Raw genomic sequence first — 15,688 nt, 5'->3', positions numbered from 1 at the left:
ATCAAGGCCTTCCACAAACGACTGCGCGCTGCCGGCAAACCACCCAAGGTCGCGCTCGTCGCCGCCATGCGGAAATTCATCGTCATGATCAACACCATCATCAAAAGACGAACCCCATGGAGCGAACCGCAACAACACGGTTGCTGAGGCGCGTAGCCCATGGGGCGAGCCTCGAAGGACACGTCGCAACGCTGCTCCTTGCCTGGATCGCCCACCGGCACACCCGCATTGTCCTTCGAGAGCCCGGCGGGGCGCCTCAGGATGAGGCTCTCTTGAGTGTGGGCGCCTGCTGCTCAAACCATCATCAGCGCCCGCACGAAAGCGGCCGAGGCGAGCAGCGAGACCACGGTTCGCACATGATTCCACCACGTCCAATCCCTGACATAGGAGGTCCAGAGCGCCACCGCCTCCGCCCCGCTGCCGCTGACCTTTTCCAGCGCGTCGTTCATCGGCACGTTGAAGATGATCGTCGAGAGGAAGGAGGCAAACACATAAATGGCTGCACCCGCCAGCATCAGCGCGGACGCGCCGCCGCGCCAGTCGATCACCGCGAGGACGGCGATGACGAGGCAGAGGATCGCCGTCGGCACGAAGAGGCCCATGAAGGGCGAGCGGACGATCGTCACATTGATCGAGTTCATCGCTGCAATGCCCTGTTCGGCCGGGATGCGTGAGAAGGCGCTCATGATGAAGGTCGAGAAGGCGAAGAAGATGCCGGCGACGAGGCCGCTGCCGATGGCGGCTGCGACGAGGGAAAGCATGAGGACGATCTGCATGCCGAAACTCCTTGCGGGATAAATAAGAGAAACTCTCTTATTTGTAAAATCAGATAAACTCTCTTATTCTAATTGTCAACGTGAAGGAGAGCCGATGGCGGAGCAGAGACGCGCAACGCGCAGACGCCAGCAGGACCGTGGCGGCCAGCCGCGCCGCATCCCGCGCCAGCAGCGCGGCCGCGAGCGTTTCGAAAAAATCCTCGCCGTCGCCGCCGAACTGATCGAAAGCCATGGCAGCGACGGCCTGAAGATGAGCGAGATCGTTGAAAAGGCTGGCCTTTCCTTCGGCGCCCTCTACCAGTATTTCCCCGACAAGAGCGCGATTATCCGGACGTTGGCCGAGCGCTTCAACGAAGAGGGCAGGCGCTGTGTCGAGGCGGAACTGGCGAAGGTCGTCGACGCCGCCGCCCTGCCGGCGGCGCTCGCCAACATCGTCGACGAATATTATGCGTTCTTCCGCCGCGAGCCCGTGATGCGCGATATCTGGCATGCGACCCACACCGACAAGCTGCTGCAGCAGGTCGATGCCGAAGACATGGAATTCCATACCCAGGCATTTCTCGCAGTGCTCGTGCGCCTCTGGCCGGATCGGGACCGCAGCGAACTTCAGGCGATCGCCCGGTTGACGATGCAGCTGCTTGCCGCCGCCGCGCGTTCTGCCGTCTCGCTGGATGCAGAGGAGGGCGACCGGACGATTGCCTTGTTCAAGAAGATGCAGGGACCCGATATCGGCCGTCTCTTGCTGGAATAGATCGCCTGCGTCTGGAAACGGTGGGCGCTTGCTGCTATTGCCGGAGACGCAAAACCGAAGGAGAGCCCGATGATCCAGACCGCATTTCCCGACCGCGCCCTGATGGCCGAATTGGTGGCCAAGATGCTCTGGGAGATCAAAGCGGTGCATTTCAATGCGGCTCAGCCTTACAAGCTCTCCTCCGGCATGGCGAGCCCGGTCTATATCGATTGCCGCAAGCTCCTGTCCTATCCGCGCATCCGTTCGACGGTGATGGATTTTGCCGCCAGCACTCTGCTGCGCGATGCCGGTTTCGAGCAGTTCGATTGCATCGCCGGCGGGGAGACCGCCGGCATTCCCTTCGCCGCCCTGCTCGCCGATCGCCTCGGCCTGCCGATGATCTACGTCCGCAAGCAGCCGAAGGGCCACGGCCGCAACGCCCAGATCGAAGGCAATATGCCCGAAGGTTCGCGCGTGCTCGTCATCGAGGATCTGACGACGGCAGGCGGCAGCATGTTCAAGTTCATCGACGCCATTCGCGCCGCCGGCGGCATCGTCGATCATGGCATCGCGCTGTTCTTTTACGGCATTTTCGGCGACCAGCGTTTTGCCGATGGCAAGGTCAGGCTGCATCACATCGCCACCTGGCGCAGCGTCCTTGCGGTTGCCAGGGCAGAGAAGCTTTTCGACGACAAGACGCTTGCAGAGGTCGAGGCCTTTCTCGATGCGCCATTGGCGTGGTCCGCGAGGAATGGTGGAGTGAGTGAGCTTTCGCTCTAATCGGTTGACAAAAGCTCACTTAAGCGCTTGATGAAGATAGAAATGCTGTTGGGAGGAATCCGATGATTTTGTGCTGCGGCGAGGCCCTAATCGACATGCTGCCGAGGGAGACGACGTTAGGCGAAAAGGGCTTTGCGCCCTATGCCGGCGGCGCGATCTTCAACACCGCCATCGCGCTCGGCCGCCTCGGCATCCCCACCGCCTTCTTCACCGGCATTGCCGACGACATGATGGGCGAAATCCTGCTGGCGACGCTGAAGGCGAGCAATGTCGATTACAGCCCATGCGCCATCACCCCGCGCCCTTCGACGATCGCATTCGTCAAGCTCGTCAACGGCCAGGCGACCTATGCCTTCTACGATGAGGGCACAGCCGGCCGGATGATCACCGAGGCCGACCTGCCTGTTCTCGGCGATGATTGCGAAGCCTTGCATTTCGGCGCGATCAGCCTGATCCCGAGCCCCTGCGGCGAAACCTACGAAGCATTGCTCGACCGGGAAGCGGCCCGCCGCGTCATTTCGCTCGACCCCAACATCCGCCCGGGCTTCATCAAGGACAAGCAGGCTCATATGGCCCGCATCCGGCGCATGGCGGCAAAGTCCGACATCGTGAAGTTCTCCGACGAGGATCTCGACTGGTTCGGTCTTTCAGGCGACCATGACGCGCTCGCCGCCCACTGGCTGGCTGAGGGCGCCAAGCTCGTCGTCATCACCAAGGGCGCGGAAGGCGCCTCGGGTTACACCAGGGATCGCAAGGTGACGGTGCCGAGCGAGCGCGTTGCCGTTGTCGACACGGTCGGCGCCGGTGATACCTTCGACGCCGGCGTGCTTGCCTCGCTGAAGAGGGATAATCTGCTGACCAAAGAGCAGGTCGCCTCGCTCGATGAACAGGCGGTGCGCAACGCCCTGACGCTCGGCGCCAAGGCCGCCGCCGTCACCGTTTCCCGCGCCGGCGCCAATCCGCCCTGGGCGCATGAGATCGGGCTTTAAGGCTTAAGCGAGCATCAGCCCCTCATCCGCCTGCCGGCATCGACCGAGGTCGAGCCACGTGTCTCGACCCGTCCTTCGGACCCCTGCTTGCGGGGCGAAGGGGTATAGTCGCGACCTCTCCGTTCCGCCGCCGACATTGCGTGTGGCACGTCCCCCTCGCCCCGTTTACGGGGAGAGGGTTAGGGTGAGGAGCATTTTTAACGCTTCGCCAGCGCCGCAGCCAGCCTTTGCGTCGAGGCCTTCATGCGGATGCGGATGCGGATCGATCAGGAGGCTGCCTGGGGAGCCACGCTACCGCCGAGCTCTGGAGCGGTCATCAGGTCCCGCAGGAAGGTTTCGCACCAGAGCGAGACGTCGTGAGAGAGCAGATGTTCCATCATCATGCTCCAGCGGTCGCGACGCTCCTCGAGCGACATGGCTAGCCCTCTGGCAAGCGCATTGGCCGTGCCCTCGACATCGTAGGGATTGACCAGCAGCGCCCCCTTCAGCTCCCGTGCCGCGCCGGCAAAGCGCGATAACACTAGGACGCCCGGGCGATCCGGATCCTGGGCGGCGACATATTCCTTGGCGACGAGGTTCATGCCGTCGCGCAACGGCGTGACGAGCCCGATCGTCGCCAGGCGGTAGAGACCGGCGAGCACGGTGCGGCTGATCGATCGGTTGACATAGCGGATCGGCACCCAGTCGACCGTTCCGATCGCGCCGTTCACGCGGCCGGCCTGTTCGGCGACCATTTTCTGCATGTGCTCGTATTCGGGGACTTCCGATCGCGATTTCGGCGTGACCTGCAGATAGGTGACCTTGTTCTGATAGGCCGGATTGCTGGTGAGGAAGCGTTCGTACGCTTCCAGACGCTGGATAATGCCCTTCGAATAATCGAGGCGATCGACCCCGATGATCATGTCGCGACCTTCGATGCTGCGCCGGGTCTTCTGCACCATCACATTGTCTGCGGCTCGCTCTGCGAATTCGGCGAAGGCTGCGGTCTCGATGCCGATCGGATAGGCACCGGCCTTGAAGATCCGCCCGTGAGAATCGAACAATCCGTTTCCGAGGTCGTCGCCGATGCCCTCCCGCCTCAGGTAACCGGCGAAGTTCTGCAGGTCGTAATCGGTCTGGAAGCCAACGAGGTCGTAATGAGAAAGGCCGCGCATGATTTCTTCATGGACCGGCATGGTGACGAGAATATCGGCGGGCGGCCAGGGAATGTGCAGGAAGAAGCCGATCCGGTTCTTCAGCCCCATTTGCCGCAGTTCGGCGGCCAGCGGGATGAGATGGTAATCATGAACCCAGATGATGTCGTCCGGCTGGATCATCGGCGCCAGTCGATGCGCGAAAAAGCGGTTGACGCGGAAATAGCCGGCCATCTCCTTTCGGCCATATTCGGCGAGATCGAGGCGGTAATGACAGATCGGCCAGAGAACGCGGTTTGCAAAGCCGCGGTAATATTCCTCGACGTCGGTGTCGGTGAGATCGGTCAGCGCATAGGTAATGTTGCCCTTCTGCAGCAGCGACAGCGCGCTAGGCTCCCTGTCTCCGCTCGACTCTCCCGACCATCCCATCCAGATGCCGCCGCGCGCCTGCAGGGCTGCCTGCAGCGCGACGGCGAGGCCACCGGCCGCAGCACTCCCATCCTTGGCCGGCATGGGAACACGATTGGAAACGACGATAAGACGGCTCATGAGCTTCCTTTAGCGAAGATGGATCGGGAAAACGCTCTGTGCCAGGGTTCCGGGGAGCCTCCGGGGCGGGGCAAGGCTAATGCAGGGCAGGCGCCGCCATCAAAAGAGCAGATCCGGAAGCGAATTGCCCGGTGTATAGACCAGCGGAAACAGTGGAACGGGGTATCGTCCCCGGTTTGATAGGTCATGTCGTCGGAAGTACCATGCGCACAGATTTTGCTTGAATCTAGGGCGATGGCGGCGAATTGAAAGAATTCTTTCTACAATTTTCTATTAGTAGAACATTCAATCCGGTTTTTGCAGGGCAGCGGCGCCAAGCCCGCCGAAATCAATCTAATCATTTGCGGCCATTATGACGATCTGGCGGCCGCCCCTCATCCGCCTGCCGCCACCGACCGCGGTCGAGCCACGGGTCTCGACCCGTCCTTCGGACCCCCGCCCGCGGGGAGAAGGGAACATGCCGCGACCTCTCCGTGCCCCACCCAGTTTTCACAGGGCACGTCCCCTCGCCCCGTTTACGGGGAGAGGGTTAGGGTGAGGGGCGACAGGGCAAAAACCTCTCCATATTCACTTCGCAAGCTTCGCCAGCGCCGCGACCAGGCCCTGGGTGGAGGAATCATGGCTCGCCGCGCTCTGCTTGCCCTCGACGACGGGCAGCAGGCCCGTCGCCAGTTCCTTGCCGAGCTCGACGCCCCACTGGTCGAAGGAGTTGATGCGGAAGAGCACGCCTTCGACGAAGACGCGATGTTCGTAGAGCGCGATCAGGCGGCCGAGGGCGTAAGGGGTCAGCTTGTCGTAGACGAAGGTGATCGACGGACGGTTGCCCTGGAAGACGCGGTGCGGCGCGATGAAATCGGCCTTCTTGTCGTCCATGCCTTTGTCGGTCAGCTGCTTCTTGGCTTCCGCGAAGGTGCGACCCTTCATCAGCGCCTCGGACTGGGCAAGCACGTTGGAGATCAACAGCTGGTGCTGGTGGCGCAGTTCCGGCTCGAAGGCATTGGCGGCGATCATGAACTCGGCCGGGATGATGCTCGTGCCCTGGTGAATGAGCTGATAGAAGGCGTGCTGGCCATTGGTGCCGGGTTCGCCCCAGACGACCGGGCCGGAATTGCCCTCGACCGGCGTACCGTCGACGGTCACGCCCTTGCCGTTGGATTCCATGTCGAGCTGTTGCAGATAGGCCGGGAAACGCGACAGGCGCTGGTCGTAGGGCAGGATGGCGCGGGTCGGGTAGCCGAGCACATTACGGTGGTAGAATCCGATCAGGCCGAGCAGCATCGGCAGGTTCTCGGTAACCTGCGCCTTACGGAAATGATTGTCGACCGCGTGCGCGCCGTCGAGAAACTTGCCGAAATTCTCCGGGCCGATGGCGATCATCAGCGGCAAGCCGATCGCCGACCAGATCGAATAGCGGCCGCCGACCCAGTCCCAGAAACCGAAGACACGGGCGCTGTCGATGCCGAAGGCGGCGACCTTGTCGAGCGCCGTCGAGACGGCGGCGAAATGGTGCTGCACGGCTGCTTCGCCGAGCGCCTTGGCAATAAAATTGCGCGCCGTCTGCGCATTGGTCATCGTCTCGACTGTCGTGAATGTCTTAGAGGCGACGATGAAGAGCGTCGTCTCCGGCCGCACCAGCTTCAGGATATCGGCGATATGAGCGCCGTCGATATTGGAGACGAAATGGGAGCGCGGGCCGTCATGGAAGGGGGCAAGCGCCAGCGTCGCCATAACGGGGCCGAGATCCGAGCCGCCGATGCCGATATTGATGACATCGGTGATCGCCTTGCCGGTGGCGCCCTTCAGCGTGCCGGAGCGGATCTCGTCGGCAAACTTGCCCATGGCGGCAAGCACGGCGTTGACGTCAGGCATGACGTCCTTGCCGTCGACGAGGACAGGCGTGTTGGACCGGTTGCGCAGCGCGGTATGCAGGACGGCGCGGTCCTCGGTGAAATTGATGGCCTTGCCGGAGAACATCTCCTCGCGCTTCTTTTCGACGCCGCCCTCTTCGGCGAGCTTGACCAAGAGCTTGAGGATCTCGTCGTTCACCGCCGTCTTGGAATAATCCATCAGCAGATCGTCGAGCGAGACGGAAAAGCGCGAAAAGCGCTGCGGATCGGCGGCGAAGGCGGCGCGGAGATCGGTCGCCTTGGTGGCGTCAGCAGTGCTTTTCAGCTGTTCGACGATGGCGTTCATGGGAGGCTCCTTTTGAGGCGGAAAGGTTGCGGAAACTATTCGCTTTCTCAGGCGCAAATCAAGTTCAGCCGTCACTCCAATATGAAAAAAGCCACCCGCGGCGAGCGGATGGCTTGAATTTCATCACAGTGTCCCAAATTCAGACGCGCAGGTCCTTGCGCAGGATCTTGCCGACAGGCGATTTCGGCAGTTCGGTGCGGAATTCGATGAAGCGCGGGCGCTTGTAATTGGTCAGGTTGGCGATGCAATGGGCCTTTACCTCCGCTTCCGTCAGATTCGGATCCTTTCTGACGACGAAGAGTTTTACCGCCTCGCCGGAATGGCCGTCCGGCACGCCGATCGCCGCGGCTTCGAGGATGCCGGCATGCATGGCGGCGACTTCCTCGATCTCGTTCGGATAGACGTTGAAGCCGGAGACGAGGATCATGTCCTTCTTGCGGTCGACGATCTTGGTGTAACCGCGCTCGTCCATGAAACCCATGTCGCCCGAGCGGAAATAGCCGTCTGATGTCATCACCCGCGCCGTTTCCTCCGGCTTCTGCCAATAGCCGGCCATCACCTGCGGCCCGCGGATGCAGATCTCGCCGATTTCGCCTGCTGGCAGCGAACGGCCGTCCTCGTCGCGAATGTCGAGTTCGGTGGAGGGCAGCGGCAGGCCGATCGAGCCGGTGAACTCGACCGAATCGAAGCGGTTGGCGGTGGCGACAGGCGATGTCTCGGAAAGGCCGTAGCCTTCAGTTATCGAAGTGCCAGTCATAGCAAGCCAGCGCTCGGCGACCGGGCGCTGGACAGCCATGCCGCCGCCAAGCGACATGACGAGCGAGGAGAAATCGAGCTTGGCGAATTCGGCATTGTTCATCAGCGCGTTGAACAGCGTGTTGAGGCCGGGGAAGATGTGAATGTTGGACTTTCCGAACTCCTTGACGAGGCCGGGAATGTCGCGCGGATTGGCGATCAGGATATTGTGGGCGCCGAGCGACATGCCCATAAGCGAATTCACCGTCAGCGCGAAGATGTGGTAGAGCGGCAGCGCGCAGAGGAAATTCAGCACCTCCGGCTGCTTCTTGCGCTGGAAAGCCGACCGCAGCCACAGCGACAGCTGCAGCTTGTTGGCGAGCAGGTTCTGATGTGTCAGCACCGCGCCCTTGGCAACGCCCGTTGTGCCGCCGGTATATTGCAGGAAGGCGATGTCTCCACCCGTCAGCGCGACCGGCTGGAGACTTTTCCTTGCGCCTTCGCTGAGCACCTGACTGAAGCTCTTATGCTGCGGGATCGACCAGGAGGGAACGAGCTTTTTGACCTTGCGCACGACGAAATTGACCATCAGCCCCTTCGGCCCCAGCATTTCGCCGAGCGAAGTGACGACGACATGGCGCAGGTCGGTCTTGTTGAGGACCTGCTCGACGGTGCGGGCGAAATTCTCCAGCACGAAGATCGCCTTGGCGCCGGAATCACGCAACTGGTGTTCGAGTTCGCGCGGCGTATAGAGCGGATTGACATTGACGACCACCAGGCCGGCCCGCAGGATCGCATAGGTGGCGACGGGGTTCTGCAGCACATTCGGCATCATCACCGCGACGCGGTCGCCTTTCTCGAGGCCGATGCTCTGCAGCCAGGCGGCGACCTTGCGCGTCTGGCTTTCGAGCTCGCGATAGCTCATCGCCTTGCCCATGCTGGAAAAAACCGTCCGGTCGGCGTAACGGGCGCAGGATTTTTTCAGAAGTTCGGCGAGCGAGGCATGTTCCAGCGGCGGCAGTTCGGCCGGAACCATATCGGGATAGGTGGCAAGCCAGGGCTTGTCCGCTTTTGCTCCGTTCGGATGGACGGAAATGCTGCTCATCGTCTCTCTCTCTCCCTTGCGGCCGCCGCGCCGATCGAATCGTGGTCGACCGGTCCGCAATTGACCGGAAGCATCCTCCATCTTCCAGTCCCGCAGCTTATGCCATTGCCTGTATGGTTCAAGCCGTATGAAAGCTATACTAACCTTGACGTAAACGTCAACACTGGCCCATCGCGGTGGTCGAAAGGGTGGGAACTTTGAGTCCGCAATGGCGTTGACCCTTCATACCAACCATGAGGAAACACCCAAAGGAGGTTCAAATGTTGAATCAGGACACCGACGCCAGCCGCCGTGACCCGAACACCAAGGAAACGCATTCGCTGATCGCCAGCGACCGCGTCGAAGGCACCCGAGTCTATGGCCCTGATGGCCGGCATATCGGCTCGATCGAACGCCTGATCATCGGCAAGCGTGATGGCCGCGTCGCCTATGCCGTGCTGAGCTTCGGCGGCTTCCTGGGCATCGGTCACGATCACTATCCGCTGCCCTGGGAAAAGCTGAACTACGACACCCAGCTGGACGGTTATCGAATCGACCTGACCAAGGAGCAGATCGAAGGCGCACCCAGCTATTCGGACGATGACGACACCTGGTACAACGATAATGGCCGCCGGGTCTATGATTATTACGGCGTGCCGCCCTACTGGATGTAATCTCGTCCGATGGACCGAGCTGGAAGGGCCCCGTTAGCAGCGGGGCCTTTTTGGTGTTGGTGATGTCGTGAGCTTGGCGGCCCTTCATCCGGCTGCCGCCACCTTCTCCCCGTAGACGGGGCGAAGGGACCATGCCGCAAGCTCTCCGTTCCCACCAAACTCTCGCAGGGTACGTCCCCTCTCACCGCAAGCGGGGAGAGGGCTAGGGTGAGGGGCAGTCACTGGCGCGAACCGGCAACAAGATCATTGGCCGATCGCAGCACGGTGCCGACGGTGATATCTTCTGCCTTGATCGCCTTTACCGTCTTCACCGCAAACACATGGCTCTCGCCCGGCAACAACGTCACCAGCATGGAATCCACAACCGCCTCCGCATCCAGCCGATCCGCCATCAGGCAGAGGTCCTTGAGAAAATTCTCCGCCGTCACCGTGATGGCGAAGCCCCCGTCGATCCCGGTGACATCGACGCTCAGCCGCGGCGCTGGCAGGGCGAGGTCGATATCCTCGACGAAATAGTGAAACGCCCGCCGGTCCAGCATCTCGACGACAACGACTTCGTCCTTCGGTAAGTTCGGAGTGACGATATCGCTCGGCAGCGGAAACTCTTTCGCTTCGAAACGGTCGCAGAGCAGCCGCCAGAATTCGAATTCGGCGAGCACGGTTCCATCGAGCGTCAAACGCTTGCCGGCAATCTTCGCCCGCCAGAACAGCGTTCTCTCGTTGACGGCGACCGCAGCCAGTCCGCCCTCGCGTGGCTGGATCGTCAGCAGGCGCGGATCATAGGCTGATTTCAGCGCATACCAGAGCGGCTTGCGGCGTCCGGCCGAGTCAAGCGCGGCCCAGGAGGTCACCGGCCAGCAGTCGTTGAACTGCCAGACCACCGCGCCCTTGCAGATAGCCCGATGCGAGCGCATGTGCTCGATGCCGAAACGGATGGCGCGCGCCTGGTTGAGCTGGGTGGCGAAGTGCCAGTCCTCCATCGTCTTCGGTTCCGGCAGATGGCCGGCAAGACCGCGGATCAGCTTGTCATTGCCCAGCGTTGCCTTCTGATGATGGAAAACGCCGTTCGACTGCGGCGTCAGCGGCTGATCGTGCACGCTCTGTTCGATCGTCGCCCAATTTGCTGGCGCCTGCCAGCCGAATTCGGAGCAGAATCGCGGGATATAGTTGCGGTAGATCTCGTAGCCGACATCGTTCCACACGTCCCAGATATGTTTGCAGCCATGTCCGTCGGCATTGGGTTCGATCTCCATCGAGCCGGAATAGGGGCTGCCGGGATAATAGGGCCGGTCGGGATCGAGCTCGCGGCAGAGCTTCGGCAGCAGGTCGAGATAATAGCCGAGCCCCCAGCTCTCGCCGGCCCTGATGACCGGCCGCCAGCCCCATTCGTCGAAGCCCCAGATATTCTCGTTGTTGCCGTTCCAGAGGATCAATGAGGCATGCGGCATCAGCCGCGCGACATTGTCGCGCACCTCCGCCTCGGCCTCGCTTCGAAGCGGCTCCTCCTCGGGATAGGCGGCGCAGGCAAAGAGGAAATCCTGCCAGACCAGCATGCCGGCCCGGTCGCAGGCAGCGTAGAACTCATCACGCTCGAAGATGCCGCCGCCCCAGACGCGCAGCATATGGATATTGGCGGCCTTCGCCTCGCCGATCCGTGCGGCATAACGCTCGGGCGTCACCCGCGAGGGGAAACAATCGTCGGGAATCCAGTTGGCGCCGGCGATGAACAGCGGCACGTCGTTGATGACGAAGGTGAAGGCCGAGCCGTGCTCGTCGGCCGAGGTATCGAGCCTGAGCGAACGGAAGCCGAGCTCGCGCTCGAAGCTGTCGAGCAGATCGCCGCTGGCCTCGTCGATCAGCGTGAGCATCAGCGGATAGAGCGGCTGCGCACCGAGATGGTGCGGCCACCAGAGCTGCGGCGAGGGCAGCGTGATCTGGAACGAAACCTCGTCTTCGCTGGCGGCCACCGCCACCGCCGTCGTCACGCCGCCGATTGCGGCAACCAGCAGGCACGCCCCAGCTTTGCCATGGCGCGCCAGCCTCGCATGCACCGTCACCAGCCCGTCGCCGCCGGCAAGGCTTGCAGACACCCGCGTCTCGGCAAGCCGCGCCCGGTCCCAGCTTTCCAGACGCACCGGCTTCCAGACGCCGGCCGTCACCAGCGTTGGCCCCCAGTCCCAGCCGAAATTGCGGGCCATCTTGCGCATCAGATTGCCCGGCCCCGGATAGTTGTTGGGGCGGTAGCCGTAATGTTTCTCCATCTCCGCGCCATAGGCATAGGCGGAGCGGAAGGTGACGGAGAGTTCGTTTGCGCCGGCCTTCAGCAGCCCGGAAACATCGAAACGGTAGGTGCGGTGCATGTTGAAAGTGCGGCCGATCTCTTCGCCGTTGAGGCGGATGACGGCGATCGTATCAAGCCCGTCGAAGACGAGCTCATGCACTCTGCCCTCATCCGGCGCGGCCTCGAACCGGCAGCGATAGGTCCAGTCGGTCTTGCCGATCCAGTCATTGGTGATCTCGTTGACGTCGATATAGGGATCGGCGATCAGCCGGTTGGCGAGAAGGTCGGTATGGACGCAGCCCGGCACCGTCGCCGGTATCGCATCCGGCAGTCCCGGCCTTCCTGTATCGTTGCAGTGAAGCGTCCAGCCGGAATCGAGCGCAGTTTTCGCAATCATCTTATGTCCTAGAGAAACCGCCCGTGGCGCTGCAGCACCTCGATCTTGTAGCCGTCGGGATCGCTGACGAAGAAGAACAGGCCGAACAACTTGCCGTCGCGGTTGAGCTCCACCAGCTCGCCGGGTTTAAGCCCCAGTTTCACCATGCGCTCGCGCTCAATGGCAACTTCTTCGACCGAAACGGCGAGATGGCCATAGCCTTTGCCGAGATCATAGGGTTCGGTGCGGCCCTTGTTGACGGTCAGCTCCAGCTCGAATCCGGTCTCGGCATTGCTCAGATAGATCAGCGTGAAGGTGTCGAAGTCGACGCGGTCGGCGACCGTAAGACCGAACGCCTTGCTGTAGAAGTCGACCGAGCGCGCCTCGTCGAGAACACGGATCATGGAGTGGATCATCTTCGCCAATTCTGCCTCCCATTGCGTCGATCACGGCAGCCGTGGTAGCGGTCATCTTAAGCCGCGCGCAAGCCGATTCTTTGCGTGATCGCCGCTTCGACGAGGCCCATGGCGTCATAGATCAACACTGCCATCAGGCCGACGATCAGCCCGCCCTGCAGGATGAAGGCGGTATTGTCCGATATCAGCCCGGCGATGATCACCTCGCCGAGGCCCTTGGCCGCAACCGTCGAGCCGATCGTTGCCGTGCCGATATTGATCACCGTCGCGACCTTCAGCCCTTCGAGGATCAGCGGCAGGGCAAGCGGCAGCTCGACGCGGAAAAGACGTTGCGTGCCGTTCATGCCCATGCCGTCGGCGGCGTCGAGCACCTGCGGAGACACCTGTTTCAGGCCGGCGACGGTGTTTTCGAAGATCGGCAGCAGGCCGTAGAGGAAGAGCGCGATCAGCGTCGGCATGGCGCCGAAGCCGGTGGCGGGCACGGCGAGCGCCAGCACCGCGACGGGGGGGAAGGTCTGCCCGGCATTGGCGATGGCGCGCGACAGCGGCAGGAAATCGGCGCCGCTTTGCCGCGTCACGAAGATGCCGCCGAGAACGGCAAGCACGGCGCTGCAGGCGATCGAGCCGACGACGAGCTGCAGATGTCCGAGCGCGAGCGAGGCAAGGCTGTTCTGCGTATAGACCGCGGGCGCATTATTGTTCGTTAGCGGCACAAACAGGAAGGAAAGCCAATCCGTCTTGAACAGCAGGATGAGCAGCAGGGCAAGCGCGGCCACGCGGAAAAAATTGGCGGCGACGAGTTTCATGCCTTGCGGCCCAGTTCGAGCAGCCGCGCCATCGAGATCGATCCCACAGGCGCCTTTTCGCCGTCCTGCACCGCCGCCTCGTCGACCCCCTGCCAGATCATTTCGGCCAGCGCGTCGCGCAGGCTGAGCGACTGCGGCAAGGCATAGGAAAGACCGCCCTTGGCCGGCTCCATGCTCTCCTTCAGCGGCAGCAGCGACATCAGCTTCAGCGCGCGGTCGGAGGTGCCGGTCAGCTGCTGCACGAAGGGATCGGCGGGTTCGGTGAGGATCTTTTCCGGCGTCGAGCATTGCAGCAATCGGCCCTTGCTCATCACCGCGATCTGATTACCGAGATGGAAGGCCTCGTCCATATCGTGGGTGACGAGGATGATGGTTGTGCCGAACTGCTTCTGGATCGCCAGCAGGTCGTCCTGCGCCTTGCCGCGGATGACGGGATCGAGCGCGCCGAAGGGCTCGTCCATCAACAGCAGTTCCGGTTCGGCGGCCAGCGCCCGCGCGACGCCGACGCGCTGCTGCTGGCCGCCGGAAAGCTGATGCGGATATTTGTCGGCGAACTCAGCCGGATCGAGGTTGAAAAGCCCGAGCAGCTCCTCGACGCGGGCGGCGATACGTTTGGAATCCCATTCGAGCAGCTGCGGCACGGTGGCGATATTCTGCGCCACGGTCCGATGCGGAAACAGGCCGTGGCCTTGGATGGCATAGCCGATCTTGCGGCGAAGTTCGGTGACCTCGACATCCATCACATTCTGCCCGCCGACGAAAATCTCGCCTTCGCTGATCGGCACCAGCCGGTTGATCATCCGCATCAGCGTCGATTTGCCGGAGCCCGATGTGCCGACGATGACGGTGATCTCGCCCTTCTCGACACGCATCGAGACCCTGTCGACGACAGTGGCCGCACCGTAGCGCTTGGTGACGTTGCTGATCTCGATCATGCTCATGCGGAGGGCCCCCGGATGCTGTCGATGACCGCATCAAGGATGACGGCCGATGAGAAGGCGAAGAAGACGGTCGGCACGGCGCCAAGCAAGACGAGGTCCATCGCGGTCTGGCCGAGCCCCTGGAAGATGAAGATGCCGAAACCGCCGCCGCCGATCAGCGCGGCGATCGTCACCATGCCGATCGCCTGCACCAGCACGATGCGGATGCCGGTGAGGATGACCGGAAAGGCGAGCGGCATGTCGATGCCGGTAAGGATCTGCCGGCGGGTCAGCCCCATGCCGGCCGCCGCATCGCGCACGGAGGCATCGACGCCCTGCAGGCCGACGACGGTATTGGCGACGATCGGCAGCAGCGAATAGAGCACCAGCGCGATCAATGCCGGCGCCGTACCGATGCCGCGGATGCCGACAGCGGCCGCCAGCGGCACATGGGTGGCGAGATAACCAAGCGGGAGCATCAACAGGCCGAAGAGGGCGAGACTGGGGATCGTCTGGATGAGGCTCAGGCCCTGCAGAACGACGGCGCGCAGTTTCGGCACCCAGAAGCAGAGGATCCCGAGCGGCAGGCCGAGAACGATGGCGATAACAAGCGAGCCCAGCGCCAGCAGCAGATGCGAAAATGCCTCCGTCCGGAACTGCGCCGCCCTCGTGGAAAATTCCTTCATGATCGACAGGCTGTCGAGCAGGCCGGAGGCGAGGAAGGTGAAGAGCAGCGCCGTGTAAGCTGCCAGCGCTGCCACCCGCATCCAGGGCGCCAGCCGGATTTTGACCAGCGCGTCCGAGATGATCAGCCCGATCACCGCAAACAGCAGCCAGAAACCGCCGCCGGGCGTCATGCGCGCCACCGTGCTGCCGGGCGGCGTCGCCGCGGTCGAGACGAGGCCGATCGCCGCGACCAGCGCCGCCAGGCAAAACGTGGCGACCACAAGCCGCGCCACTGCATTGGCGAGGAACAAGGTGGCTAAGGCGGTCAGGACGAGGAGGACGATAAGGACAATGACGGAGGGCTGGGGAAGAAGCTGCGTCAGCAGCATCGGCTTGCCGGCGGCGATGCGGTTCGCCTTGACATAGATGAAGGGCATCAGCGCCGTCGCCGCAATGCCGCCGGCCACCAGAACCACGCCGAGCCGGTCCAGCCTGCGGACCGCTGAGGTTTCTTCCATCAATCCAACCCTGTCTGGCCTGTCGGCAAAGGGAGGCTCCGCCCGCGAGGGGCGGAGCGGGC

At 62.5% G+C, this 15,688-nt stretch carries 13 protein-coding genes and 1 pseudogene; 5 read left to right on the top strand and 9 right to left on the bottom strand.

Going from position 1 to position 15,688, the window contains the following annotated elements; all coding sequences use genetic code 11:
• A pseudogene (locus tag FHT70_RS30745) lies at positions 1-147 on the top strand (IS110 family transposase); the annotation flags it as partial.
• Positions 148-293: 146 nt separating this feature from the next.
• Here FHT70_RS30745 and FHT70_RS25850 read toward each other — a convergent pair.
• The gene (locus FHT70_RS25850) at positions 294-776 is read right to left on the bottom strand and encodes an anthrone oxygenase family protein (protein WP_183705774.1); all 483 of its coding nucleotides are present in this window, start codon (positions 774-776) and stop codon (positions 294-296) included.
• Positions 777-870: 94 nt separating this feature from the next.
• Here FHT70_RS25850 and FHT70_RS25845 point away from each other — a divergent pair, with 94 nt between their 5' ends.
• From FHT70_RS25845 to FHT70_RS25835, 3 genes are all read left to right on the top strand, one after another.
• Positions 871-1,527: a TetR/AcrR family transcriptional regulator gene (locus FHT70_RS25845; RefSeq protein WP_183705772.1), complete on the top strand. Its 657-nt coding sequence runs from the start codon at positions 871-873 to the stop codon at positions 1,525-1,527.
• Between the two features lie 69 nt (positions 1,528-1,596).
• The gene (locus FHT70_RS25840; RefSeq protein ID WP_085776794.1) at positions 1,597-2,286 is read left to right on the top strand and encodes an orotate phosphoribosyltransferase; all 690 of its coding nucleotides are present in this window, start codon (positions 1,597-1,599) and stop codon (positions 2,284-2,286) included.
• Between the two features lie 62 nt (positions 2,287-2,348).
• On the top strand, positions 2,349-3,275 hold the full coding sequence (locus FHT70_RS25835; RefSeq protein WP_183705770.1) for a carbohydrate kinase: 927 nt from the start codon (positions 2,349-2,351) through the stop codon (positions 3,273-3,275).
• Positions 3,276-3,541: 266 nt separating this feature from the next.
• Here the strand turns inward: FHT70_RS25835 and otsA are convergent, their stop codons facing one another.
• The 3 genes from otsA to FHT70_RS25820 form a co-directional block, all read right to left on the bottom strand.
• Complete coding sequence (otsA, locus tag FHT70_RS25830) at positions 3,542-4,957, bottom strand: alpha,alpha-trehalose-phosphate synthase (UDP-forming) (protein WP_097599383.1); 1,416 nt, start codon at positions 4,955-4,957, stop codon at positions 3,542-3,544.
• Positions 4,958-5,524: 567 nt separating this feature from the next.
• A complete protein-coding gene (pgi, locus tag FHT70_RS25825; protein ID WP_183705769.1) occupies positions 5,525-7,150 on the bottom strand; it encodes a glucose-6-phosphate isomerase in 1,626 nt (541 codons plus the stop codon).
• 139 nt (positions 7,151-7,289) lie between these two features.
• Entirely contained in the window at positions 7,290-8,990 is a 1,701-nt protein-coding gene (locus tag FHT70_RS25820; protein WP_183705768.1) for a long-chain fatty acid--CoA ligase, read from the bottom strand.
• 260 nt (positions 8,991-9,250) lie between these two features.
• Between FHT70_RS25820 and FHT70_RS25815 the strand changes: the two genes are divergently transcribed.
• Positions 9,251-9,643 (top strand): PRC-barrel domain-containing protein, encoded by a 393-nt coding sequence (locus FHT70_RS25815; RefSeq protein ID WP_085776800.1) that lies wholly within the window; start codon positions 9,251-9,253, stop codon positions 9,641-9,643.
• A 218-nt stretch (positions 9,644-9,861) separates the two neighbouring features.
• Here the strand turns inward: FHT70_RS25815 and FHT70_RS25810 are convergent, their stop codons facing one another.
• From FHT70_RS25810 to FHT70_RS25790, 5 genes are read right to left on the bottom strand one after another with little or no spacing between them, the layout of a single operon-like run.
• Complete coding sequence (locus FHT70_RS25810; protein WP_183705766.1) at positions 9,862-12,321, bottom strand: glycoside hydrolase family 2 protein; 2,460 nt, start codon at positions 12,319-12,321, stop codon at positions 9,862-9,864.
• Between the two features lie 8 nt (positions 12,322-12,329).
• Positions 12,330-12,725, bottom strand: coding sequence for a VOC family protein (locus tag FHT70_RS25805; protein WP_183705764.1), 396 nt, complete (start codon positions 12,723-12,725; stop codon positions 12,330-12,332).
• Between the two features lie 47 nt (positions 12,726-12,772).
• Positions 12,773-13,522: an ABC transporter permease gene (locus FHT70_RS25800; protein WP_183705762.1), complete on the bottom strand. Its 750-nt coding sequence runs from the start codon at positions 13,520-13,522 to the stop codon at positions 12,773-12,775.
• The gene (locus tag FHT70_RS25795; protein ID WP_183705760.1) at positions 13,519-14,463 is read right to left on the bottom strand and encodes an ABC transporter ATP-binding protein; all 945 of its coding nucleotides are present in this window, start codon (positions 14,461-14,463) and stop codon (positions 13,519-13,521) included. Before FHT70_RS25795 ends, FHT70_RS25800 begins: the two co-directional genes overlap by 4 nt.
• Positions 14,460-15,626 (bottom strand): ABC transporter permease, encoded by a 1,167-nt coding sequence (locus FHT70_RS25790; protein ID WP_183705758.1) that lies wholly within the window; start codon positions 15,624-15,626, stop codon positions 14,460-14,462. Before FHT70_RS25790 ends, FHT70_RS25795 begins: the two co-directional genes overlap by 4 nt.
• Positions 15,627-15,688 lie beyond the last annotated feature (62 nt).

Origin of the sequence: Rhizobium sp. BK049 (assembly GCF_014193135.1) — a bacterium.
Taxonomy (GTDB): Bacteria; Pseudomonadota; Alphaproteobacteria; order Rhizobiales; family Rhizobiaceae; genus Rhizobium.
This window is presented reverse-complemented; position numbering and strand designations above follow the sequence as displayed.

Coding starts and splice junctions, on each gene's coding strand:
- FHT70_RS25850 (WP_183705774.1), bottom strand. CDS start 776: ATGCAGATCGTCCTCATGCTTTCCCTCGTCGCAGCCGCCATCGGCAGC.
- FHT70_RS25845 (WP_183705772.1), top strand. CDS start 871: ATGGCGGAGCAGAGACGCGCAACGCGCAGACGCCAGCAGGACCGTGGC.
- FHT70_RS25840 (WP_085776794.1), top strand. CDS start 1,597: ATGATCCAGACCGCATTTCCCGACCGCGCCCTGATGGCCGAATTGGTG.
- FHT70_RS25835 (WP_183705770.1), top strand. CDS start 2,349: ATGATTTTGTGCTGCGGCGAGGCCCTAATCGACATGCTGCCGAGGGAG.
- otsA (WP_097599383.1), bottom strand. CDS start 4,957: ATGAGCCGTCTTATCGTCGTTTCCAATCGTGTTCCCATGCCGGCCAAG.
- pgi (WP_183705769.1), bottom strand. CDS start 7,150: ATGAACGCCATCGTCGAACAGCTGAAAAGCACTGCTGACGCCACCAAG.
- FHT70_RS25820 (WP_183705768.1), bottom strand. CDS start 8,990: ATGAGCAGCATTTCCGTCCATCCGAACGGAGCAAAAGCGGACAAGCCC.
- FHT70_RS25815 (WP_085776800.1), top strand. CDS start 9,251: ATGTTGAATCAGGACACCGACGCCAGCCGCCGTGACCCGAACACCAAG.
- FHT70_RS25810 (WP_183705766.1), bottom strand. CDS start 12,321: ATGATTGCGAAAACTGCGCTCGATTCCGGCTGGACGCTTCACTGCAAC.
- FHT70_RS25800 (WP_183705762.1), bottom strand. CDS start 13,522: ATGAAACTCGTCGCCGCCAATTTTTTCCGCGTGGCCGCGCTTGCCCTG.
- FHT70_RS25795 (WP_183705760.1), bottom strand. CDS start 14,463: ATGAGCATGATCGAGATCAGCAACGTCACCAAGCGCTACGGTGCGGCC.
- FHT70_RS25790 (WP_183705758.1), bottom strand. CDS start 15,626: ATGGAAGAAACCTCAGCGGTCCGCAGGCTGGACCGGCTCGGCGTGGTT.